Below are 23,174 nucleotides of genomic sequence, written 5' to 3' on the forward strand. Positions count from 1 at the left end.
ATGCGGCAGTGTGCATTTTAAACGACTTTATTCACGCCCGGAATTTTCAGGACAAGGTGACCTAGCAAAAAGGTAAACACGACGGCAAGTGGCGCTACAATCAGTAATTTAATCGCCGGGTCCACGGTCCAGCTTTTTAGCGCAAGCGAGAACACCACGAGCACAAAAGGATGCAGAATGTACACGGCGAAGGCGCAACGCGACATTTTCGTCATGAATTCGGACGAGGTATTCAGTCTCTTTTTCCCAAATGCAAGCAGTGCGGCCATGATGGAAATGCCGAGAATCTGTTCCCAGGATGCGTAGAGAAACGCAGCGATATGCCAGCCTCCGACAAACCATTCAAGCGGCTGGCCAAAGACGATTTTGAGAGAGAAAATCAACGGAAAGCCGATAACGATCATGCCGAGAATGAATATTCCCAGCCTCCGGTAACGTTGCTGATCAACCTGCTCGATCCATTTGTTTTCGGCGGCAATTAATCCGAATATAAATGCAGCAATATACTGTGGAAAATGTCCAAGCTGAAACCCCAACGGCTCCAAAACCCAACCCACCGGGAAAATCAGCCTGATTAAAAAAGTGGTCAGCCCAAGCACGGCAGCGAAGACTAAGATATGCTTAATAGAAGGTAACTGCCATTGTTTTATGTCGTGTTTGGCGAGTTTTGTCCATGCGACGTAACACAATGTGAAGAGTAACAACGCGACAACAAACCAGAGTACGCCCACATTTATCCAGCCATCATAACCCGACACGAATTGCATAAAAGTAATGTCGTGCTCTCCACCGTAGCGGTAAACCAAGTAGTTCATGATCGTCGCCTGGACAAACGAATAGAATATCAACGGAATACCCAATCTAAAAAACCGGTCTTTAACAAAAACCGCAGTGCCTTTGCGTTTTAGGGATGCGGGAATAAAGAGTGCAGAAAGAAAGAAGAAGAAGCCCATAAAAAAGGACTGGTCGACGCTGACGACCATTGTCATCGGGATGACGGCGCCTTGTAATTCTGATTTCTCGTAATAATACCAGCCGCCGGGCGCGCCGTAAGTCACCAGCGCATGATGCACGATGACGACCGCAGTAAGGAGCACTTTCAGGTTGTCAATATAAACGATTTTGCCTTTGGGATGTTCGGGAATCAATGCGGACTGAGTACCAGGAAGAGCCATTTATTTCAAGATTATAGCTAAGATACCAAATTACAAAAACCGGCCAACTTGACCAGACTTTATGTATCTGCGCTTAAACTCAGTTAAAGTTATTTGGAGCTGCAACCTTGACCTGTACTCCATAATTATCCTGATGTATTCTCCAGTTGCTGGAATGGTCCCCCTTTTACAAAAGAACCTTGTGCAAACATACTGTATGCATCGATCACCATTTTCTGATGTAAGGCAGTGGAAAAGAAAGGTAAGGGATGTATTTTAATTGTAGCTCTGCGTCGGTTTGTAGCTTCTGTTTTAATTGAAACCCATTTAGCCGAGGCATGGTTTCTCTCCCATCAGCAGTAAAGCGATCACTCCGTCGGTTTGGACTGGACGCCCACATGAGAAGTTAGAGCAGTCAAAGACAACTGAAATTGATGTTAACGTTATGAAATATACGCGGACATTTAGACTAACGATGTGCCCATCTTAGCTTTCATTACCGCGTATAAAGGACGGATCAATTCATTTGCTGACTTAAAGCGATTCTTTGGTCAAATATTATGATTTGGCAGTCTGAACCTCAGGGTCGGTCAAATCGAGGCGATAAATTTCCATGATATTTTCCAGTAATTTTTTGAAATTGATATTCAGGTCAATCAGGTTTCCGGAGTGTACATCAAATACCCAACCGTGAACGGTCAAACCTCGGTCACGTTGCGCCTTTTGCACTTCTGCCGTTTTAATTACATTGATACATTGCTCCTCTACGTTCAATTCAACTAATCTTTTGTAACGCTGTTCTTCATTTTCTATGGCAGCCAATTCATTTTTATGAGTCCGGTACACGTCTCGAATATTCCTTAACCAAGGATTTAATATCCCAAGGTCACCGGATTTCATTGCTGCCTGCACACCACCACAATAGTAATGCCCACAGACAACGACGTGTTTTACCTTAAGATGCTCCACAGCATAATTGATCACTGACATGACGCTCAAATCGGTGTTCGGTACCATATTAGCGATGTTTCTCAGAATAAATGCTTCGCCAGGTGCGATGCCCATCAGTTCTTCGGCAGAGACACGGCTATCTGAACAACCTATGTAGAGAATGTCGGGAGTCTGTCCCTTGGAAAGGTCACTGAAGTAATTGGCCTCCTGATTAAGCTTGCTTTGAACCCAATTCTGATTGTTTTTGAAAATTTGTGAGATATCCATTTCGGTAGTGGTAATGTTAGAATTTGAAAAACAAGTTTTAATCAAATTTCCTCAATCCAGATGAATTCCCTACGATATTAGAGCTGTTTTAATGTATTTATATTGAATGTCTATTGTTTTTGCCATGAGAAACTTTTAAAACAGCTTGACGGTGAGTGAATGTGCTGGGATCCGCATTAAGCCTGCTATCTTGCAACGGTAGCATTCAGCTCAATATTCAATGTGTCGTTCAGGGCAACGACTTGGAGCAGCGTAACAGCCTGTTTCATTTCGTGCTTTGCCACGAATTCCTGAAACAGGTCAAAACAGTTATTGATAAACTCTTCTGTGGAGGTCGAGTAAATCGTGAGCTTCACGATATTTCGATGACGAATGCTTTTAGTTCAGCCATCTTGCCATCCCGAAAACGCCAGACATCGCAATAGGAGTAATCAACTTTTTTTCCACTTTCATCTTTCATGCTGATCTTTCCAATTGCGGTCAGGAAATCACCTTCGGCAATCAAATGTTCGACATCAAACTCTGGCGGTTCCACATATGCTGATTTCATATATTCCCGGACCGCAGCCTTTCCCTGCAATGTCTGATCACCGACAAATTCATACATTAAATCTTCGGTGCAAAAAGATAGAAATCCTTCATTATCTCCTTCTGCCACAGCAGCATTTGCTGCTAATAATGTGGCCTTATTATCTGAATTCATCATTGAATAAAGTTTATGTAAAACGGGTTACTGCACTTTTATATCGGCAGTGTTTCCAAAAAATCAAGTAGCATAATTAGACTTAAAAATCCGTAAATAGGATTTAAAAGCCCTCCCATGTAATCACCATAAGTACCAAATTCATCTGTCGTGTTTGGGAGGGTTTCTAATTCATCGAGATATACTTGCCGAACTTTATAAAAGAGGACAATGCCCCCGGCAACTATCACAAAAAAAATGGGGTGCTAAGATTTAGTTTCGGGAAACCAATTTTTGAAATCAATTTTCATGCGTTACAAGTTAGTAACGACGAAATTGCAAAAATCAAACTGGTTTTTTTGCTAAACCCTCTGATTTCAATATTTCGTCTGATCGCGATTTTTCAAAAAGCATACTTTCTCCTACACAGACCCCCAACACGCACTGCAAATAATGCAATAGCACCCACCCCTCCACGCATCTGATTTGGGTTTAGACTGAGTGGTTGCCCCGGTACCATGAGTGGCCACTCTCGTAAGCTTCTTAGATGCACGAAAACAAAAGTATATTTTTCCGCACCTCAGCGCCCAATTAAAATTAAATTTAGAATAGCATTGGTATTGTCGATCTAGGACTGTAGTTGCCCGTATCGTGCGTTCTCGGGTTTAGTGGGTAACTCGTCCGTTCTCTAACCACTCCTTCAATTCAATCAAGCGAAGCCGGCAACTATCTGACCCTTTGTAGTCTGGGCTCACCTTCAACATGTTCAATTCTGAGGCGATAAACTTTGCGAGACTTTCAACGGTCGTGTATTTGTTTATTTAATTGGGCCTTCGGGTAATTCCCGCTCCGCAAAATAGTCAACCAGCTCGCTTGTTGTCATAAATGTTAATCGTTGGTTGCTCAAAGTTACAAGATGACCCACTGAAAAAGGTCAAGAATTTTATCAGTCAGATAGCAGAGAAGGTCGATTTAGTTGAATTTACTTTTCGTCAATGCAACAAATCAGGGGCTTTAACTAGGGCATCTTTTGTTTTGTGGAAATGTTAACAGATCGTTAAAAAATTGCAAAAAATTCATGTAGCCCGTTTGCTGTCATGTGCTTAAAGGTTACATTTGGCCAAACAAAATTTATACTTTATGAAAAAATTTACCCGTCCAATCATCAAAAGTGCCTTTCTGTTTTGTGCTGTTCTGCTTCTCAGCTTTTCTTGTGAAGATCACACCGTTCCTGAGGTCTTGCCGGTTCTAAAAACTCTTCCAATTACTCAAACCAGAGAGAACCCACCACCATTTGAAAGTATGTACACCAATCGTTACCGATTGGTAGTAGAAAATGTAGGCAATGTGCCTGTTTCAAAATATGGAATTGTTTTCACAACTTACCGTTCTGGCGAAACTCCCAACCCGAACAAGACGCCAACGGTAGATGCGCAATTTCCATCACATGTGTTCCCAGATGCTTTTGGTGAAGGGGAGAAGTCTTTCGACCAAGGAGGTAACTATCCATTACGCACAGACGTTTACCAGCGCGCCTATGCTATCCTAGCCGATGGACGAATCATCTACGGTGATGTCGTTTGGACAGTAGCGGGAAAAGTTACGCCGATCCAACAATAGTATCAATCAGCAACCTAATAGCCGTGGCGATGTTCCCCGGCTTTGCTATATGGTACTCTTGATGAAGACGAGCGCTGGTTTATCCTACAATGTAACCTACACCTTTGTTTGTTATGAGCTTATCCAACTCGATATCTGTCATTTTCGAATCGAGTATGCGTAACGACCAAATAAAAAAAGGGCATAATGGATTGTAATACAATCCATTATGCCCCTTAACTGTACCCGCAACCGAACAAATGTCGAACGGGTTGCTCTATGATTTGCAGACTATTGCATCCTTAACGCTTGCGTAGGCACTAGTCAATGGCAATCGCATGCAATCAACAGCAGTTCATTGGGTTATCGGATTATTCTACCGAAGGTTTCAAAACCGTGTATTTTAAATTATCAACAGTAATGCCAGAAACGGATTTGATAGACAGTTTAGACATCGGGGTTTCCGGAAAGAAAATATCCGTCATTACTGTAAGTCCGTTGTCTGCAAAAAGCTCCACGGATGCTACGTCTGCAATCAATGTGAGTGGAATGTCACTTCCCGTTGCAAACCTTGGTGCAATGTGCTTTTCTCCAAAACCCTTTTCAAAATCAATTGCACCGGATTTCGAACGGTCAATGTAGAATTGATTTTTGGCTTTGTCATAACCAACTACCAGTTCGTTACCCGCTTCATTGGCCAGCACAATGGAGAAATCTGCTGTGTTCTTGGTCGTTAGATCCAGGCGGAAAAGTCCGGTTTTGTTCTTTGCTGTTTCCGTCAGATCCAGCTGATCTTTCACTTTTACATTCTTCATCGAGAATGTTGTGGTGTTCAAAACATCCAGTTCTTTGACAGGAACCGACGTCAGGTAAGTTTCTTTACCGACTGTTTTCAGACCCAATTCCCGGGCAATTGTATTGGCGCTTCTCCAAGGATCTGTCGGAACCTGATTGGCATATTGCCAGTTGCTCATCCACCCCATCAGAATGTTGCGGTTGCCTGTGTTTGCAAATGTTACAGCCGCGTAATTATCCGTTCCAAAATCCAGCCATTTGGTTTCTTTGGAATTGGAAGTGAATGTTTTTCCGTCAAAATCTCCCAGGAAATATTGTCCTGCCGAGCCCTTATTTGGACCGCCCGGGTTAATGTTTACGATCAGCACCCAAATATCTTTTCCTTCATGTTTGATCGGGAAAAGATCAGGGCATTCCCAAACGCCGCCGTGGCCGCCTTCATTCGCACCGAATTCACTTTCACGCGTCCAGGATTTCAAATCAGGAGATGAATAAAACGTAATGCGATCTTTGGTTGCCAACGTCATCACCCATTTTTTCTGAGGCTCAAACCACCGCACTTTCGGATCACGGAAATCGGTTATGCCCGGATTTTGAAGCACAGGATTTCCTTTGTATTTCGTCCACGTTTTACCGTCGTCCAGGCTGTATGCAATGCTCTGCGTTTCGTGTTTGCCCGTTTTTTGCTTTTCCTGAACTGGATCGTGATGCGTGAAAATAGCGACCAATGCGTCTTTACCGAATCCAGCCGTATTATTTTTATCGACAACAGCGCTTCCCGAAAAGATGTAACCCAGACTATCCGGATACAAAGCAATCGGCTGCTCTTTCCAGGCGATCATATCCTTACTTGTCGCATGTCCCCAGTGCATCGGGCCCCAGATTTTATCATCCGGATAATATTGATAAAACAAATGGTAAATCCCATTGTGAAACACCATCCCATTCGGATCATTCATCCAGTTGGCTTTGGGTGTAAAGTGGAATTGCGGACGGTATTTTTCTTTGAACGCCTGAGCCATGGCGCTCGAGCCGGTTATAGCGCAAATGAGGAGTAATACAATGATTATTTTTTTCATATAGTTAGTTTTGAGCTGTTGGCTTTTAGCCAAAGGGTTAATGCGTTAAAGTTTAACAGGTTAATTTTCTCAGGTTAAAGGTTCAAAAAGCCAACAGCCAACAGCCAACAGCTAACAGCTAAAAGCCAATCACCATCCCACATTCTGCTTATACAAGCCGCTGCTGAAATTGATTTGGTTCAATGGTATAGGCAGATATTCATCCCGGCCTGCTGTAAATCGGGCATCTCCCAAATGCGTTGCCCTTGTTTTCTCAATCTGGAAATAGGCATTAATGGTTTCAGCCGCAGCGCCCCAGCGAACGAGGTCGAAGAAATGATAACCTTCACCAGCGAATTCAAGTCGTCTTTCCCAGCGAAGTGCCATTCTTGCATAGTTCTGTGTCCAATCCGAACTTTTAACGTAAGGTTGAATTTTAAAATTAGCAGTTGGTTTGCCGTCTGCTTGTACCAGCAAACCGGTACTTGCCGCTGCGCGGGCACGGATCCTGTTGATCAAAGGAAGTGCTTCGTCTTGTCTACCCAGTTCTATCAATGCTTCTGCTTTCCAAAGTAATACATCGGCGAACCGGATAATCTGCCAGTTTTTGGCGCTGGACATAAAAGGCGGCACTTTTTGAAACGAAGGGTCCGTCGGCAAAACTACTTCTTTAATGCTCGCGAAAGCGCCGTAAACCGCCGGAGCACGGGCCCAGGATTTTTGGAATACATAGCTTTTCCCATATTTAAACGGAGCATTGGGTCTTGCCACGGTGTGGTCCAGCCGCGGATCGAAAGAGCTGGTCTGGAAATCGAGCGATGCTGCCACGTCATTAGCAGCGTAGTTTTGAAACAGAGGCAGTCCGTCAGCACTTGTTTTGAATGAATTGATCAGGTCATGGCTTGGAACGTGGAAACCGCAGCAGCCGTATTCCTGGTTCATCGTATAATTGAGCGCATGCCCGTAATCAAGCCTGCCGAGCGGCGTACCGTCATTTTTTGAATATTGGATTGCAAAAACGGACTCCGGACCGTTTTCGGTTGCTGTTAAAAAGTTGTCAGCAAAATCAGCACTCAGGTTATACTTTCCGGAGTTGATCACCTCATCACAAAGCGCATTTACTTCTGTTAGCAAGGCTTTGTTTATGGTTACTACGGCATTGGTTTCGTTTTGTTCGTAAGCCTTGTACAAAAGGGTTTTTGCCAGATAGGCTTTTGCTGAAATCTTGTTGGCCCGGCCTTTGTCACTTTGGTTGTCGGGTAAATTCTCAGCAGCACTTCGGAAATCCGCTTCTATTTTTGACCATAGTTCATCATTGGAAAGCTTATCATTTGAAATGGTCGGATAGTCGGTTTTGGCAATGGTTTCGTCAATGTATGGAACATATTTGAACAGGATTTTCAGCAAAAAGTAGAAATGCCCTCTCAGGAAATTCAGTTCACCCATACGAGCTGCTTTTTCCGGATATTCCGCGTCGGACATTGCGCTCACCCTTCTCAATGCATCATTAGTCCGGCTGATACCGACGTACAATCTGAACCATACCTGGTCGATCAATGCATTATCAACCCGGTTCAGCGAAAATGTTTCGAACAAATGGAATTCGGACAAATCACCCGGGCCATCGCCGCCTTTGTACATATCGCCTCCGCGAATGCTCCCATACGCCCACATACTGGAAAAAGGGGAGGTGTAATGATCGTTTCCTAGCGCGGAGTAGGCTGCTATAACCATTTTGTCCACATTTTCAGGCGTGTTTAAATCGTCACCCGAAATGACCCCTTGTGCCGGTTCTACCAGCGCATCGTCGCAGCCCGTGAAAAGCAACATGAGCAATGTCAGGGCGTATATTAATTTTTTAGTGATCATGATTTCAAAATTTAGAAAGTGACATTCAGTCCAATTGTTCCTATGACGGGTATGGGGAAAGCGAAGTTTGGAATCTCCGGGTCAGGACCTGTGAAAGCTTTGCTTTTGATTGTAAATAGGTTACTCCCTTGCAGATACAATCGCGCGCTTTGAATTTTCAGGTTATTCAAACTTTTGAAATTGAACCCGATCTGTGCGTTTCTCAGTTTCAGGTAGGAACCGTTTTCAATGAAGTAAGTCGAGAAGCGGCCTTCGTTATTTCTGTCTACCAATGTCAATGCAGGGATATCAGAATCTGTGTTTTGCGGCGTCCATGCGTCCAAAGTTCTTTCACCCCAGTTGGTACCCGTCCAGAGTGACGAGAAATCGGTGTAGGTTTTAAATTCGTTTTGAACCTTTACATTGATTCCCTGGAAGAAAAAGCTCAGGTCGAAATTTTTCCAGCTGACGGATGTATTGAAGCCATACATATATTTAGGCGTGCTGTTTCCGATAAAATCCCTGTCCTGCGCGTCAATGGTGCCATCGCTGTTCAAATCTGCATATCTGATTCGTCCCACGCCTTTTCCCGGCTGGGTTGCAGCATTGTCTACTTCGCCCTGATTCTGGAATATTCCGTCGGCTACGTATCCAAAGAAAGAATTTGCCGGGCGGCCTAGTATGGTCTTATCCGTTCCATTTCCCGGATAGGATGCAATCACTTCTTTTGGTAGATAAGTAATCTTGTTGCGATACAGGGAGAAGTTTCCTGTCAGGTTGATTCTTAGGTCGTTGCCAATTTTTGTGTCATAGGAAAGCAATGCTTCGAAGCCACTGTTTTTCATCGAAGCGCCGTTTGTAAACCGGTTTCCACCGTCGCCGATCACAGCCAGATATGCCGGGCTGATCAGGATGTCAGAAGTTTTTCTCTGGAAATAATCAACTGAACCAGTCAAAGTGTTGTTTAAGAAACCAAAATCCACACCAAAATTCGATTCTGCCAGAGATTCCCATCTCAGCGCGTCATTGCCTTGTTGGATTAATGTAAATCCTGACGGAAGCTGGCCCGTGCCGTTGCCGCCAATGTCATAAGCACTGCCATTATCAAAGTCCCACGTCGGATCGCTGCCGTAAATGGCTGAGTATAAAGATTGCGTAGCATTGTTCGGAATTTCCTGGTTACCAGAGCGACCCCAGCCATATCTTAGTTTTAAATCAGAAATGAAAGGAATATCTTTAATGAATGCTTCCTCGCTCAAACGGTAACCCAATGAGAATGCAGGGAATGTTCCAAAGCGGTTGTCCTTTCCGAAGCGCGACGAACCATCGCGGCGTACGGTTGCCGATGCCAGGAATTTGTCTGCATAAGTGTAGTTGACCTTCGCGAAATAGGAGAAAAGTGAATTCGCACTGCCGCTGCCGCCGTTATTAATGTTGTTGCTTCCAGCATTCAAATAGGAATAATTGATATTCTCCAATGCCAGGCCTCTTCTGCTTGCCGAAAATTCCTGGGCGATATATCGGATACTTTCCTGTCCAACAAGGATTCCAATTTGGTGCTTACCGGTTTGAATGTCATAGTTTAATGTGTTTTGCCAGATCGAATTTCCCGAATACTCCTGGAAGTTGGAAACCTGATTGGTTGGATCAGACAAGAAACCTGAGGTGTACGATTTCCGAAGCAGCCTTTTGTAACCACCGCTGTAATCAATTCCATAGCTGGTTTTCAGATGCAGTTTTGGGATAATTTCCAGGTCTGCAAATACATTACCGAAGAGTCGGTAGAAGTTGCCTTTGTTCTGTCTGTTGTCCTCGATGAGCCTGACAGGATTTTGTCGGTCAGTCATTCCTGAGGCAGGGCCGCCCCAGCCGCCATCCACGGTGTAAACCGGCACAACGGGCTGTGACACCAGTGAAGCAAACAAAATATCCGCAGTAGGAGACTGCACATCCTGGATGTAAGTAGCAGACAGATTTTCGCCGATTTTCAGTTTTGATTTAAAGAGCGAGAAATCCGTGTTCAGCCTTGCAGTGTATTTTTTATTGTGCGTCGATTTTACAATTCCCTTATTGTCGTAATAGCCCAGTGAAAACATGGTATTTCCTTTTTCAGAACCATTGGAAATAGACATGTCGTACGATTGGATAATGGACTTTTGTGAAATCTCGTCATACCAATAAGTGTTTGCGGGCTTCATTGTTTTTGCTGCGTCAATAAATTCTGGATATTTTATCTGATTCAATGCCGGACTGTTGAAGTCGTTATTCCAATCATATTGATAAATCTGATTGGCGTTCGGATCTGCTTTGTCATTCACTGCCGCTTGCCAATAAGCCCGGCCCCGGCCGTCTGCATTCAGTGTTTTTAATTTAGAAGCATAATCCTGAATTGAAGTGGAAATGTTAACATTCAACCGCGATTGTCCGTTTTTTGCTTTTTTTGTCGTCACAATCACAACGCCATTGGCAGCCCGTGAACCATAAATGGTCGCAGACGAAGCGTCTTTCAAAACTTGAATGGATTCGACGTCGGCCGGATTGATTTCATTCAATCCTCTTTTGGTAGGAATGCCATCGATGATGTAAAGGGGATCATTATTGCCCAATGTACTTCCTCCCCGGATTCTTACCGTAGCGCCTCCGCCGGGCGCTCCATCCGTGGTGATTAACACACCCGGCACTCTTCCCTGCAATGCTTTTGCGGGGTTACCCACCTGGCTGTCCTTAATGTCTTTAATGCTCACCACGCTCACCGCACCTGTGATATCTTTCTTTCGCTCAGACTGATAGCCGGTAACAACCACTTCGTTCAGGCTTTTTGAATCGTATTCCAGCGTCACATCCATGACACTGTTGGTGCCTGGAACCACTTCACTTGGCACCATGCCAACATAAGAAAATACCAGCGTTGCACCGCTATTAATGCTAATGCTGTACTTTCCATCGGCATCGGATAATGTGCCATTGGTTGTACCCTTTTCCAGGATACTTACGCCCGGAAGTGTGACACCGGCGCCGTCTTTCACGGTTCCGGTAATGTTGGATTGAGCAGCCGCAAGTTGCACCCAACAGAGTATGGCAAAAGCCAGAAGCGGTAGTCGTTTAAACATGATTCGTTTGATTATTTGTTAAAAAATCAGCAATTTCTTTTTCGGCAATAACAGGTGTAGCACCAGAATAGGAGGCAACCAGCGCACCAACTGCGCAGGCTTTTTCAAGGGCTGAGGGAATGGAAGAGCCCGAAATATATTCTTTAAGAAACATGGCCAGAAAGGAATCGCCGCTGCCAATGGTGTCCTGCACTTCCACGACATATCCGCCCTGATAGTGAAATCCGTCATTGGAAAGAACAACCGCGCCATCGGCACCAAGCGTTACGCATACCAGTTTCAGGTTGAAGCGTTCGTAGAGGAATTTCATCTGCGTTTCGACGTCTGGCTGGATGCCAAACCACGTGCAAACTGTGTTAAGCTCGTGCTCGTTAACTTTTACAATATCAGCCTGTTCCAGCAGATATTCTGTGGTTGATCTGTCCAGATGAGGAGGACGAATGTTGACGTCAAACACTTTCAGTTTTGCATCTTTCAGCAATTCAAAAAGCGTGTTGCGCGACTGCTGGCTGCGTACGGAAAGCGTGCCGTAGACAAACACATCTGAGTCCTTAACCAATTGCTTGTTTTCAGGCGTCGTCATAATGTAATCCCAAGCAACGGGCTGCACAATTTTGTAAGTTACTTCTGTTTTGTCCGTCAGGTTAACCTTTACGATGCCGGTAAGATGCGTTATGCCGGTTTGAATAAAATCTGTGTTAAAATCCTGGTTGTTAAGGTAATCCATGAGTTCAACGCCCAGATCGTCGTCGCCGACGCGGCTGATGAAGGCCGGGTTCATGCCGAAGTTTTTCAGGTGAATGGCCACATTCATGGGCGCACCGCCGGGTTGCTTGCCAGATGGCAGCATATCCCATAGCATTTCTCCGAAAACGGTTATTGTTGGTGTCATATAAGTGGAGATATTAATGTAGAATCATTGTTTTATCGGTTCTTTCCAGCGAAGTTCCCTTGGTTTCCGGCATAATGCGCCACACGAAAATGAGCTGCAAAATCATCATGATGGCAAAGAAGGAAAATGTAATTCCGCCGCCCAGATATTCGGAAATAATAGGGAAAGAAAAGGCGATCACGGCCGCCATAAACCAGTGGGTAAAGCTTCCCAGCGCCTGACCGTTTGCCCGCACTTCATTGGGAAAAATTTCAGATATGAAAACCCAGATGACCGCGCCTTGTGAGAAGGCAAAAAAGGCAATGTAAACGAACAGGAAAACCGGAACGCCCGTAAAATCCTGAATAAAAAACGCCCTGGCAACCAATCCAAGCGTGATAATGACGCCCACCGAGCCAATCGCCATCAATGTGCGTCTGCCGAAACGATCGATAAAGTTGATCGCTAAAAGTGTAAAGGCAAAGTTGACGAAACCGATTCCCGCCGAAGATAAAAAAGCGGCTTTGGCTCCCAATCCCGTCATTTCAAAAATGCGCGGACTGTAATAAATAATGGCATTGATGCCCGAAACCTGGTTGAAAACCGCGAACAAAATGGCAAGCATTACGGGTGTTTTGTATTTGGCAGAAAACAGCCTGGCGGACGGTTTGTCTTTTGTTTCTTCGTTTGCGTTCATGATCGCAAACAATGTTTCTTCGCTGGTTTGGGGATCGATAATGTTCAGAATTTCTTTTGCCTGCGCCACGTCACCTTTTTTCATGATCAGCCAGCGTGGACTTTCAGGAACGTAAAGAATTGCGAGCAAGAAAATCAGAGATGGCAAAGCCTGCACGCCCAGCATCCAGCGCCACGCATCGTCGCCCATATCCTGCATGAAGTAATTGGAGAAGTAGGCAATGAGAATTCCGAAAACGACATTGAACTGGAATAGCCCCACCATTTTCCCACGGGATTTGGCAGGAGAAATTTCGGAAATGTACATCGGGGCAGCTACGGAAGAAGCGCCTACACCCAACCCGCCGAGGAACCGGAAGAAAATGAAAACATACCAATCGGTGGCAAGCGCAGACCCGAGCGAGGAAACAAGGTATAAAACAGCGATCCAGAATAAGGTGGTTTTTCTGCCGAGCTTGTCTGCCGGAATGCCGCCTAACATAGCGCCGAGAACAGTTCCTATCAATGCGATGGAAACCGTGAACCCGTGCTCGACCGCGGACAGATCCCATAAATGCTGAATGGCTTTTTCCGCCCCCGAGATCACGGCCGTATCAAATCCGAAAAGAAACCCGCCAAGCGCAACGACGATCGACCAAACTAATACCTTACTGTTTTTCATTGGTAGTTCTGATTTTTTGTCAAAACTACCGACACTTGCTGCCCGGAATAACTAAATAATATCTCAATAAAGTTAAACTTTGATACAGTGGTATTTTAGAAGGTTATAATGATGATAATCAGTGAATTAACTTGCGATTTAAAATTTGATACATCCGTAGCCTTTCAATTTTGATACATCTTGTTTCAAAATTGTATCATTTCTTATGAATTCAGTGGTAAACGAATTGGACGATTGGTTGAAAATCTTGAACAAATAGCCGGCTGCTTATGATTTCTTATATTCCATCGGAGTTTGGTTATATTTTCCCTTGAAGGCCGTGGAGAAGTAGGTAGGAGAGGAGAAGCCCACTTTATAGGCTATGTCGGCAATGGTCAGATCGTCGCGGCGCAGCAGGAACTTGGCTTTGTTGAGCCTTACCTGCTGAATGTATTCATTCACGCTCATGCCCAGCAGCGCTTTCACTTTTCTGTAAAGCTGCACCCGCGACATGCCGAGGTCCCTGCCGATGTCTTCCACGCTGAGCTCTGAATTATCGTAACGCTCCTCAATATATGCAGTGAATTGGGTGATAAATTTCTTGTCCAACTTGTTCGGATTCGTGCCAGACGAGGTTTCAATGGGTAACTCACTGGTATAATGTTCCCGAAGCACCGACCGGTTTTTCAGCAAAGTCTTAATACTTTCCTGAACATATAGCAGATTGAACGGCTTGGTAATGTAAGCATCCACGCCCGTTTGAATGCCTTCAATCTGCTGTTCGATGGTGGTTCTGGCGGTAAGCAAAATCACCGGAATGTGTGAAGTCCTGAAATCTGCTTTGAGTATCGCGCTCACGCCCAACCCATCTTTTTTGGGTAGTGTTACGTCGCAGACGATCAGATCGGGAATGTGCTCAAATGCCACTCTCAACCCCTCTTCACCATCATTGGCCACCAGTATCTGGTAATTGACATTCAGTTTTTGTTCCAAAAGCCTCACTAGATCATTGTTGTCTTCAATAAGCAGGACGGATTGTTCATGAACTGAAACCTCTTTGGCAGAAACATTATTTGAAGCCGGATCTTCTTCCTGAATTTCGAAGTTTTGGACCATAGAAAAATCTTCCGCATGCCCGGTTTGTAATTCATCTTCCTGAAAATGTTTGTTACTCAGCGGCAGTTCAATGGTAAATGCTGTTTCCTTATTAGGCTGGCTGCGAACAGAAATTGTGCCTTTGTGAAGCGAGATCAGCTCTTTGGAAAGCGCTAGCCCTAGTCCGGTTCCCAGCGCCTTATAACCGCTTTCGGCCTGATAAAATACTTCAAAAACATGGGCAACTTCGGATTCCGTCATGCCTATTCCGTTGTCTTCAACGGTAATTTGCACCTGATCATCAGAGATGGTTTTGATATACAAATAAACCCTTCCCTTATCCGGCGTGAACTTAAAGGCATTGGAAAGCAAATTAAAAATCACCTTATCCAGCATTGTGGCATCGAACCAAACCATCAGCTCAGGATCAGAAGCGATCAGTTGAAAATCGATCTTCCGTTTGGTTGCAATGCGTTCAAAGGCAACCATAATGTCTTTTATAAATGCTACCAGATTGTGCTCTCCTGCACGTACTTGCATTCGGTGACTTCCCAGTTTCCTGAAATCCATCAGCTGGCTTACCAGCCGAAGCAACCTTAATGTGTTTTTGCGAATCAGCGAAAGTTCCTGTTTGATCAAAGGATCACGGATTTTTTCGCTGGCTAAGACATCTTCAACCGGTGCTAAAATCAATGTCAGCGGTGTACGGAACTCGTGCGAAATGTTGGTGAAAAATTTAAGCTTAGCCTCATTTTCAATCTCGGCGCTTTGCGCAAGTTGTTCAATCTGGTTTTTCTGATCTGATATTTCATGATTCTGCACTTCCAGCCGCTTGTTAATCTTCCGGTTTTCGCGTAAAGAATAAAAGGAAATGGCTCCGAAAATAAGTGCCAGGGCAAGTGTAATGGAAACGGTGTAAATGACAATGCTCTGGTTTTCAGAGATCGCGCGCTGCTCCTCAATTTTTTCCTGTCGCCGCTCAATGTCCTGCTGCTGGGCAACCAGTTTTTCGCTCTGCAATTTCATGATCCTGACATTGGTCGAATCGATCATGGTGATTTGCAACCGGTTTTCCCTTTTGAAAGGCTGTTTTCGCAGGATTGAAATCGCGGTTCGTATGGCTTCTTCACCGCCTGTCGGATAAAGAATGGTTGCATTCAGAATGTCTCTGTCAACCAGATCAATGCCGCCATTTGGCCCGGTTAGTCCGTCAACGCCAATTAAACGGATCTTTTTTTCAAGACCCAGATTCTTACAAACCTTAAAAGCCGTGAGCGCGCGGCGATCATTCTGGCAGAAAATAACGTCAATGTCGGTATGCGTTTGCAGCAGTTTGGTGAGGGGAGCTTCGAAAGAATATTTGTCCCAGTCTCCATCCAATTTTGCTGTCAATCTAATGCCTGGAAAGCGGCTGACCGTTTCCATAAAACCCTTATGGCGATCAATATCCGCTGATGAGCCAGGCTTTTCACTGATCTCGATCACCTTTCCCTTCCCTTTCAGAAGTGTATTCGTATAAGCTCCGGCAATCTGCCCGACTTCCACATTGTCAGCACCAACATAGGCAGTATACTGATCAGAATTAGTGCGGCGATCCAGGATGATAACCGGAATTCCGCTTTGATAGGCTTTCTCTACAACGGGCGTGATAGGCTCGGCTTCATTCGGGGATACAATCAGCAGGTCAATATCTTGTTTAAGCAGTTCTTCAATCTGCGTGATCTGCTTTTGGCTCTGTCCGCCCGCATCCTTCATCACAAAGTTAATCTCCGGATTAAAAGAAAGCTCACGGTACATGCTCTCCTGCATGGTTTTACGCCAGTTATCACTGCCCGTGCATTGCGAAAAGCCAATCGTATACTGCTTGGACTCTTTCCTAGAACAGGCAGTTACAATTAAACAAAACAGAATAAAAAGGTTAAAGTATTTCAATTTTTTATTGCAATTAAATCAGCGTTTTGCTCATTATAAATGTATTACAAAAATGGGTCTTCATAACAGCTTTTAACAAGACTAAGCCTCTATGAGCTTGATTTTTTGTCGGAAAGTGACCTGAAATTGGGTGTGTTAACTAAACCGGTGTCGAACCAGCAATGTTCTAAATACTTGGGAAAGTGCGGTTGTGAAATCCTCTGAACGCAAAAAAGCCCCTCAACTCGCGTTGAAGGGCTTTCGTACCCGCAACGGAACAAATGTCGAACCGGTTGCCTGATGATTTGCAGAAAATCTATGAGCTAACTTGTTGATAGTGAGCAATATCATATGGGGGAGCTTTTAGACATTGTTTTTTGAGACAACTGCCGACGTTGTTAGAAGTCATCTATTGAATTTATACAAAACCTGCACCCTTGCACCCCACAAAATATCTTTGTTGGAAAATTCTGTTTTACGTAATTGAGGACTAACGTAAGGGCTTAACCTAAACAGGAACTTGTTCGAGCGACGCTCCAGACCCAGGTTTATTGTAATATCATTAATTGGCTTTATTGCTAATTTTGCGTTGTATTCTCCTTTATCAAAGGATTGACTGTCTTTCTTATAATTGAAATGGATGTCTTTTAGGGAGTAAACTGTAAGATCAGTTCCTATTCCGAAACGCAGGGCCCAATTCGGATGTATTTTGTAATGATATGCAATGGTTAAGGGAATCTGAACGAGCTGATAATTTTGTTCAATATTTAACAAATCAACATTTTGAGCTACGAAGGGAGCATACAGAGCCCTGAAATCCTGGCCGGTTTGTTGACCAAACTGCTCGGCAGTGTCATAATTGTCGCCGGTGATCTCTTTCCAGCGAGCGCCGGTTTGAAAACTCCATTTGGGAGTGATCCGCAGCTCTCCAAGAATTGAGCCTGCGACCAGTCTGCTACCTGCTTCAAGACTTCCACCCACATAATAATCCATCTTTTTAAGAACCGACTTCAATGATTCTGAATAATATTTGGGTTTGTCTTTGCTAGCAGCAGATAATTTCTCAGGCGTCTTTAAAAGTGGTAGTTTTAACCCCGTAAATAAAAGATGAATGTTGCCAATACGGCTATTTATTATTGTCTTACCAGCTTTGGGAAAATCGTCTTTACTTGTGTACACTGCCTTGTTTGTCGGATTATTGTCGTTACCAGTTATTTCGGAAAATCTTTTCTCAACATTGGTATCATCTGATCTGCTGGTATTTAATTCTGCGCCGGAAGCATTACTCTGAGCAATGGATTTCGCAACCGTATCAGCCGTTTGATTCGGTGCAATGCCAGATAAATCCGCTGGTCTGAGGTTTGGATTCTTTACTGATTCATCCGTAAGCGGATTATTAATCGGCTGCTGAATTTCGTTCTGAGTACTCTGCCTGGTATAAAGCAACTCCTGATGATTTTCAGCTGCAATGGTTTTTTCAATATATCGGTCAATGTATACGGTGTCGACACGTAGACTTGTTTTTTGAGTAGAATTTAGTTCAATAGAATTGATTCTACTTTTTAAAGAATCCAAAGAGGACAAGAGTTCTTTATTGGTTAGATTTTGAACGTAATTGAAGGCTAGAGAGCCGACCAACAACGAAGCGACCAATCCATAAATCAGGATTTTAGTCCATGATAAATGGGGTGTAATATTACCATTCGAAGAGACATAATTATATATCCGATCGACTTCTTCATCGCTTGGATCCAGACCCAATAACTTTTTCCGGAATTCGTCGTCAAATTGCTCAGTTTTCATTAAATCCCTTAGTAGGCCAGTTATAAAGTTGATACAAATGCGGAAAGTTTAGTTTTATCATTGTTTGCAGCTTTCGTCTGGCATCCCTCAGGTTAGATTTTGATGTTCCTTCCTGGATACCTAGCATATTGGCTATTTCTTTATGTGAATATCCGTCAATTACAAACAGAGTGAAAACCATTCTATAAGCCGGTGGAAGGCGTTGAACCATTATCAATATTTCCTGGGCAGATATTTCGCTTAAAATGTCATCACTCCAGTCCGCAATTTCCAGATCATCCAGACTAAGCTGCCCCTGCCATTTAAGGTTCCTACGGTAATAGTCAATCGCCGTATTAATAGCAATTGTTCGAAACCAGGCTTTAAAAGGTTGAGCTTTGTCATAGCTATGTAAATTATTAAACACTTTTAAAAAGCAGTCATTGACAATCTCTTCTGCTTCCTCAAAGGTTGCTGCATACCTAAGCGCAATGCTTTTGGCATATCCTGCAAATTGTCGGATCAGACATCGTTGTGCCTGAGCATTGCCACCCTTACAGGCATTCAAAATGCTTGACAGATCCTTTTCATCAAAGAGCGCTTTCCTTCTAAATAGCAATGGTAATTAGATTAGACATCATCTTGTCATTACGGAAGGTAACATGCAAAGGTGGGGTGTGATTCTATATTTTTTTAAGAGGGAAATATTTTTAGCATTCACCCCACTTTCTTTTCGGACAACCCGTAATGGCTTTTGAAAACAGTTGTGCTGTCGAAGCCAAGCCTTTCATTAACGACAACTAGAATCTAAGTAAACGTATAGCGCTTATCGTTTGCTTGTGCATTACCTTCTTTTCCAGGGGAACTACAAATCGTGAATCATCTCGTATCTCGAGACGGCGATTGCTTGTGAGGTAAGATGAAATTTTAAACAACAAATAAATAACCTATTTGAAAATCTTATGAAAAAAACGAGTCAATTAAAACCCCTTAGGTTAAGAAAATGGCAGGCCTTAGTTGCGGTGCTGATGTTGTGCCCGGTATTCCTATTTGCACAAACAAAATATACCATAAGTGGTGTAGTTAAGGATGTTGGCAACGGCGAAACACTCTTGGGAGCAACTGTCATTTTAAAAGGGACTTCTGTTGGAAGCGTAACCAATGAATACGGTTTTTATTCTATTACAGCACCGGAAGGTAATTATACCTTAGCGATTTCCTATTTAGGATTTACAACTTTTGAAAGGGCGATAGACCTTAAATCAAATCAAAAGCTCAACATTGAGCTCAAAGGCGATAACGCCCAGCTAGATGAAGTAGTTATCACAGCGGAAGAAGCAAAGCAAATAGACATTGCGACGCCGCAAATGAGTGTGACAAGACTCTCAAGTAAGGATATCAAACAGATTCCTGTCGTTTTGGGCGAGGTAGATTTGATCAAGTCCATTCAATTGCTGCCAGGTGTTACCAATGCCGGTGAAGGCGCATCGGGCTTCAATGTACGTGGCGGTGCGGAAGACCAAAACCTGATTCTTTTGGATGAAGCAATCATTTACAACGCTTCCCATTTGTTTGGTTTCTTCTCAGTATTTAATGCTGATGCTATTAAGGATGTTAAACTTTACAAGGGAGGCATCCCTGCACGGTTTGGAGGTCGGGCTTCTTCGGTATTGGATATACGTCAAAAGGACGGAAACAGTAAAGAGTTCGAACTCACGGGCGGTATTGGTGCGTTTTCCAGTCGTTTGGCGGCGGAAGGGCCCATGTTTAAGGACAAAGGTTCGTTTCTGATTGCTGGTCGAGCTTCGTATGTAAATATATTTTTAGCGTTGGCCAAGGAAAGCAGCAGAGCCGGATTCTACGATTTGAATCTGAAAACCAATTACGAAATTAACGAGAAGAACAAACTTTATCTTTCTGGCTATCTCGGTAATGATGACTTTAACCTGGCAGGAATTTTCACTAATTCATACGGAAACCTCTCGGGAAACTTGCGATGGAATCATATTTTCAATAACAAGTTATTCTCCAATGCATCCCTGATATACAGTCGATATAATTACAACCTGGAAATTCCTATTGAAGGAATTGATTGGACCTCAGATATCAGCAATTATAATATGCGCTATGACTTTGGATATTATGCAAGCGATAAATTAAAATTTGACTTTGGAGTAAGTAGCATTTATTACAACTTCAATCCAGGCAGACTCAATCCTTTAAATGCAGAGTCGGGTGTTAATTCCGAGAAATTGGACGATAAGTTTGCTTTCGAAGCGGGGGTTTATGCCAGTTTAGAACATAAGATTTCTGGAAAGTTCACCGCTGAATATGGCTTGCGTCTTAGTTACTTTAACCGACTCGGGAAACAGACATTAAATAATTACGAAAATAATTTGCCAGTCAATTACAACGAAGAATTGGGCATTTATGAACGTGCCGAACCCATTTCTACTACCAATTACGATAAGGGAAAAAGCATGGCGACATTCAATAATTTAGAACCTCGGTTTGCACTTTCTTATCAGCTTAACGAGAAGTCTTCGTTTAAAGCAAGTTATAACCGAGTTGCTCAATACCTGCATTTAATTTCCAATACCTCATCAGCCACGCCATTAGATGTTTGGGCGCCTAGCGGAAAGTTTATTAAGCCGCAAATTGCTGATCAATATGCTCTTGGCTATTTCAAAAATCTAAAAGAAAATATGTTTTCGATCGAAACCGAAGCCTATTACAAAACTATCGACAACAGGATAGATTATATTAACGGCGCAGAACTTATCGCACAAAACACCATTGAAACCGAAATTTTGACTGGTGAAGCCCGGGCTTATGGATTAGAATTTCTGTTGCGGAAAAACCAAGGCAATTTTACAGGATGGGTAGCGTATACGTTGTCAAAATCGCAACAGCGCACACCCGGAGGGGCAGCTGGCGGAGCAGGTATTAACAACGGGAAATGGTATAACTCTAACTGGGACAGAACGCACGACTTTGAGTTTACCGGAAGTTACAAACTCAACGAAAAATGGCGATTTGGGGCTAACATGGTATTCCAGACGGGCCGACCTGTTACCTATCCTAACGGACAGTTTATATACAACGGATTATCCGTGGCGACTTATTCCGAAAGGAATGCAGACCGATTGCCAGCCTATCACAGACTAGACCTGTCTGCAACCTTAACACCCCGAAAAAATAAAGATAGAAAATGGCAGGGAGAATGGGTATTTGGCATATACAACGCTTATAACCGAAGTAATGCAGCCTCTATCTATTTTGGTCAAAATCACCAGACAGGTGTATCTGAAGCAACTCGTACTTCCATATTTGGTATTGTCCCATCAGTAACATACAATTTTAATTTTTAAAACAATGAAAAACATAAATATATACGGCAAATTAGGGGCACTCCTTCTATTAATAGGACTTTTAAACTCTTGCACCGATGTCATAGATGTTAAAGTCCCAAACGGCGGCGCACGATTGGTGGTTGATGCGTCTATTAAGTGGCAAAAAGGTACGACGGGAAAAACACAAACCATCAATCTAAGAAAATCAACTGCTTATTTTGATAAGAATCCGGATGTACCTGTTACGGGTGCTTCGGCAACAGTAACCAAGGAAAACGACGGGTCAATATTTGTGTTTGCCGACCAGAATAATGGTAGTTACACTGCAACCGATTTTGTTCCGGAATTAAACGCATCGTACACTTTAAAGATCTTTTACAAAGGCAACTCCTACACAGCAACCGAAACCTTAATTGCAGCACCTGTTATTAATCGGGTTGAGCAAACCATTGAAGGCTCTGATGGTGATATAGAAATTGTGCTTCAGGTATTTTTTGACGACCCCGGAGCTGTTAAAAATTATTATTTTGGTGAATTTACTCCGTCTAATTTACCATTGCCGTCTCTTGCAGTTATTAGCGATAAATTTTCAGATGGTAACGAAAATTATATTGAAAGCGATAATGAAAACTATGTTGCTGGAGTAACTGTAGGTATTAATGTGTATGGTATTTCACAACGGTACTATGACTATTTAAACATATTGATTCAGCAATCCGGAAGTGAGGAAGGCGGGCCTTTTCCAACTCTCCCCGTACCGTTAAAAGGAAACTGTACTAATGTCAATGATCCTAGCGAAGAAGTATTGGGATATTTTAGGCTGGGTGAATTTGATGCGACATCCTATGCGATTAAGTAGCAAGAATCCCAAACCCGGTTTATTTACACCGGTGTAGCCATTTGCTCACAAAGCTGAGCGCAGTAGCGGCAAGCTTCGGCGCACTAACGGCACAATGCTCCATACCCATTTTTCGCATGTTGCTCACATTCCTGTGCGCAATTATGACAAGCGTATACACAAACACGGCATAATGCGCGCTAAATCCGCTTTCCGGGCTCATCACTTCCGCGGCGCTGCGACAGATAGCAGCACATTCAAGGTCAAGCTGTTTTGTAAGCGGAGCGTGCATTGTTCGCAAATTCAACCCACTAGGAACAACCAGATAAGTCATGCCCGGATTTTTTGTCGAAAAATAGTATCATAAAAGCAAACAAAAGTAGAGGATCGAAGAAATAGCAGAACTTAATTTTGGATTTGTTAAATCAAGCCAAACCTTCTAAGCCCATTGCTATGCAAAAGAGAATATTACTACATCTTTTTCACCGGAAGTCCTGTTTGTTATTTGTTGTATTGATTTGCTT

The 23,174-nt window shown here is 43.4% G+C and carries 17 protein-coding genes; 3 read left to right on the top strand and 14 right to left on the bottom strand.

All coding sequences use genetic code 11. The annotated features are described in order from the left end of the window. Positions 1–17: 17 nt before the first annotated feature. The 5 genes from LZG94_RS23940 to LZG94_RS26615 form a co-directional block, all read right to left on the bottom strand. Positions 18–1,175, bottom strand: a complete 1,158-nt coding sequence (locus LZG94_RS23940; protein ID WP_233794191.1) for an acyltransferase — start codon at positions 1,173–1,175, stop codon at positions 18–20. A gap of 537 nt (positions 1,176–1,712) precedes the next feature. Continuing rightward, a complete protein-coding gene (locus LZG94_RS23945; RefSeq protein ID WP_233794192.1) occupies positions 1,713–2,372 on the bottom strand; it encodes a carbonic anhydrase in 660 nt (219 codons plus the stop codon). A gap of 185 nt (positions 2,373–2,557) precedes the next feature. Continuing rightward, positions 2,558–2,728 (bottom strand): hypothetical protein, encoded by a 171-nt coding sequence (locus tag LZG94_RS23950; RefSeq protein WP_233794193.1) that lies wholly within the window; start codon positions 2,726–2,728, stop codon positions 2,558–2,560. After that, positions 2,725–3,078: a nuclear transport factor 2 family protein gene (locus LZG94_RS23955; RefSeq protein ID WP_233794194.1), complete on the bottom strand. Its 354-nt coding sequence runs from the start codon at positions 3,076–3,078 to the stop codon at positions 2,725–2,727. Before LZG94_RS23955 ends, LZG94_RS23950 begins: the two co-directional genes overlap by 4 nt. A 641-nt stretch (positions 3,079–3,719) precedes the next feature. Next, positions 3,720–3,875, bottom strand: coding sequence for a DUF6965 family protein (locus LZG94_RS26615; RefSeq protein ID WP_409013365.1), 156 nt, complete (start codon positions 3,873–3,875; stop codon positions 3,720–3,722). A 319-nt stretch (positions 3,876–4,194) separates the two neighbouring features. Here LZG94_RS26615 and LZG94_RS23960 point away from each other — a divergent pair, with 319 nt between their 5' ends. Further along, complete coding sequence (locus tag LZG94_RS23960; RefSeq protein ID WP_233794195.1) at positions 4,195–4,674, top strand: hypothetical protein; 480 nt, start codon at positions 4,195–4,197, stop codon at positions 4,672–4,674. A gap of 350 nt (positions 4,675–5,024) precedes the next feature. On the opposite strand, the gene LZG94_RS23965 is transcribed toward LZG94_RS23960, so the two are convergent. The 8 genes from LZG94_RS23965 to LZG94_RS24000 form a co-directional block, all read right to left on the bottom strand. Beyond that, positions 5,025–6,527 carry a glycoside hydrolase family 32 protein gene (locus LZG94_RS23965; protein ID WP_233794196.1) on the bottom strand — a complete coding sequence of 501 codons (1,503 nt, stop codon included), beginning with the start codon at positions 6,525–6,527 and terminating at the stop codon, positions 5,025–5,027. Between the two features lie 129 nt (positions 6,528–6,656). Beyond that, positions 6,657–8,375: a RagB/SusD family nutrient uptake outer membrane protein gene (locus tag LZG94_RS23970; protein ID WP_233794197.1), complete on the bottom strand. Its 1,719-nt coding sequence runs from the start codon at positions 8,373–8,375 to the stop codon at positions 6,657–6,659. Positions 8,376–8,386: 11 nt separating this feature from the next. Next, positions 8,387–11,464, bottom strand: coding sequence for a TonB-dependent receptor (locus LZG94_RS23975; protein ID WP_233794198.1), 3,078 nt, complete (start codon positions 11,462–11,464; stop codon positions 8,387–8,389). Then, the gene (locus LZG94_RS23980) at positions 11,457–12,356 is read right to left on the bottom strand and encodes a carbohydrate kinase (protein WP_233794199.1); all 900 of its coding nucleotides are present in this window, start codon (positions 12,354–12,356) and stop codon (positions 11,457–11,459) included. Before LZG94_RS23980 ends, LZG94_RS23975 begins: the two co-directional genes overlap by 8 nt. Before the next feature lie 13 nt (positions 12,357–12,369). Next, positions 12,370–13,692: a sugar porter family MFS transporter gene (locus tag LZG94_RS23985; protein WP_233794200.1), complete on the bottom strand. Its 1,323-nt coding sequence runs from the start codon at positions 13,690–13,692 to the stop codon at positions 12,370–12,372. A 267-nt stretch (positions 13,693–13,959) separates the two neighbouring features. Beyond that, complete coding sequence (locus tag LZG94_RS23990; RefSeq protein WP_255700711.1) at positions 13,960–16,698, bottom strand: substrate-binding domain-containing protein; 2,739 nt, start codon at positions 16,696–16,698, stop codon at positions 13,960–13,962. A gap of 384 nt (positions 16,699–17,082) precedes the next feature. Next, positions 17,083–18,480, bottom strand: coding sequence for a hypothetical protein (locus tag LZG94_RS23995; protein WP_233794202.1), 1,398 nt, complete (start codon positions 18,478–18,480; stop codon positions 17,083–17,085). Continuing rightward, a complete protein-coding gene (locus LZG94_RS24000; RefSeq protein WP_233794203.1) occupies positions 18,470–19,078 on the bottom strand; it encodes an RNA polymerase sigma factor in 609 nt (202 codons plus the stop codon). Before LZG94_RS24000 ends, LZG94_RS23995 begins: the two co-directional genes overlap by 11 nt. 343 nt (positions 19,079–19,421) lie before the next feature. Between LZG94_RS24000 and LZG94_RS24005 the strand changes: the two genes are divergently transcribed. Further along, a complete protein-coding gene (locus tag LZG94_RS24005) occupies positions 19,422–21,830 on the top strand; it encodes a TonB-dependent receptor (RefSeq protein WP_233794204.1) in 2,409 nt (802 codons plus the stop codon). A 4-nt stretch (positions 21,831–21,834) separates the two neighbouring features. Further along, positions 21,835–22,671 carry a DUF4249 domain-containing protein gene (locus tag LZG94_RS24010; RefSeq protein ID WP_233794205.1) on the top strand — a complete coding sequence of 279 codons (837 nt, stop codon included), beginning with the start codon at positions 21,835–21,837 and terminating at the stop codon, positions 22,669–22,671. A 19-nt stretch (positions 22,672–22,690) separates the two neighbouring features. Here LZG94_RS24010 and LZG94_RS24015 read toward each other — a convergent pair whose 3' ends face one another. Next, positions 22,691–22,984, bottom strand: a complete 294-nt coding sequence (locus LZG94_RS24015; RefSeq protein WP_233794206.1) for a hypothetical protein — start codon at positions 22,982–22,984, stop codon at positions 22,691–22,693. Between the last annotated feature and the right edge of the window lie 190 nt (positions 22,985–23,174).

This window comes from Dyadobacter sp. CY343 (assembly GCF_021390335.1).
Classification (GTDB): Bacteria; Bacteroidota; Bacteroidia; order Cytophagales; family Spirosomataceae; genus Dyadobacter.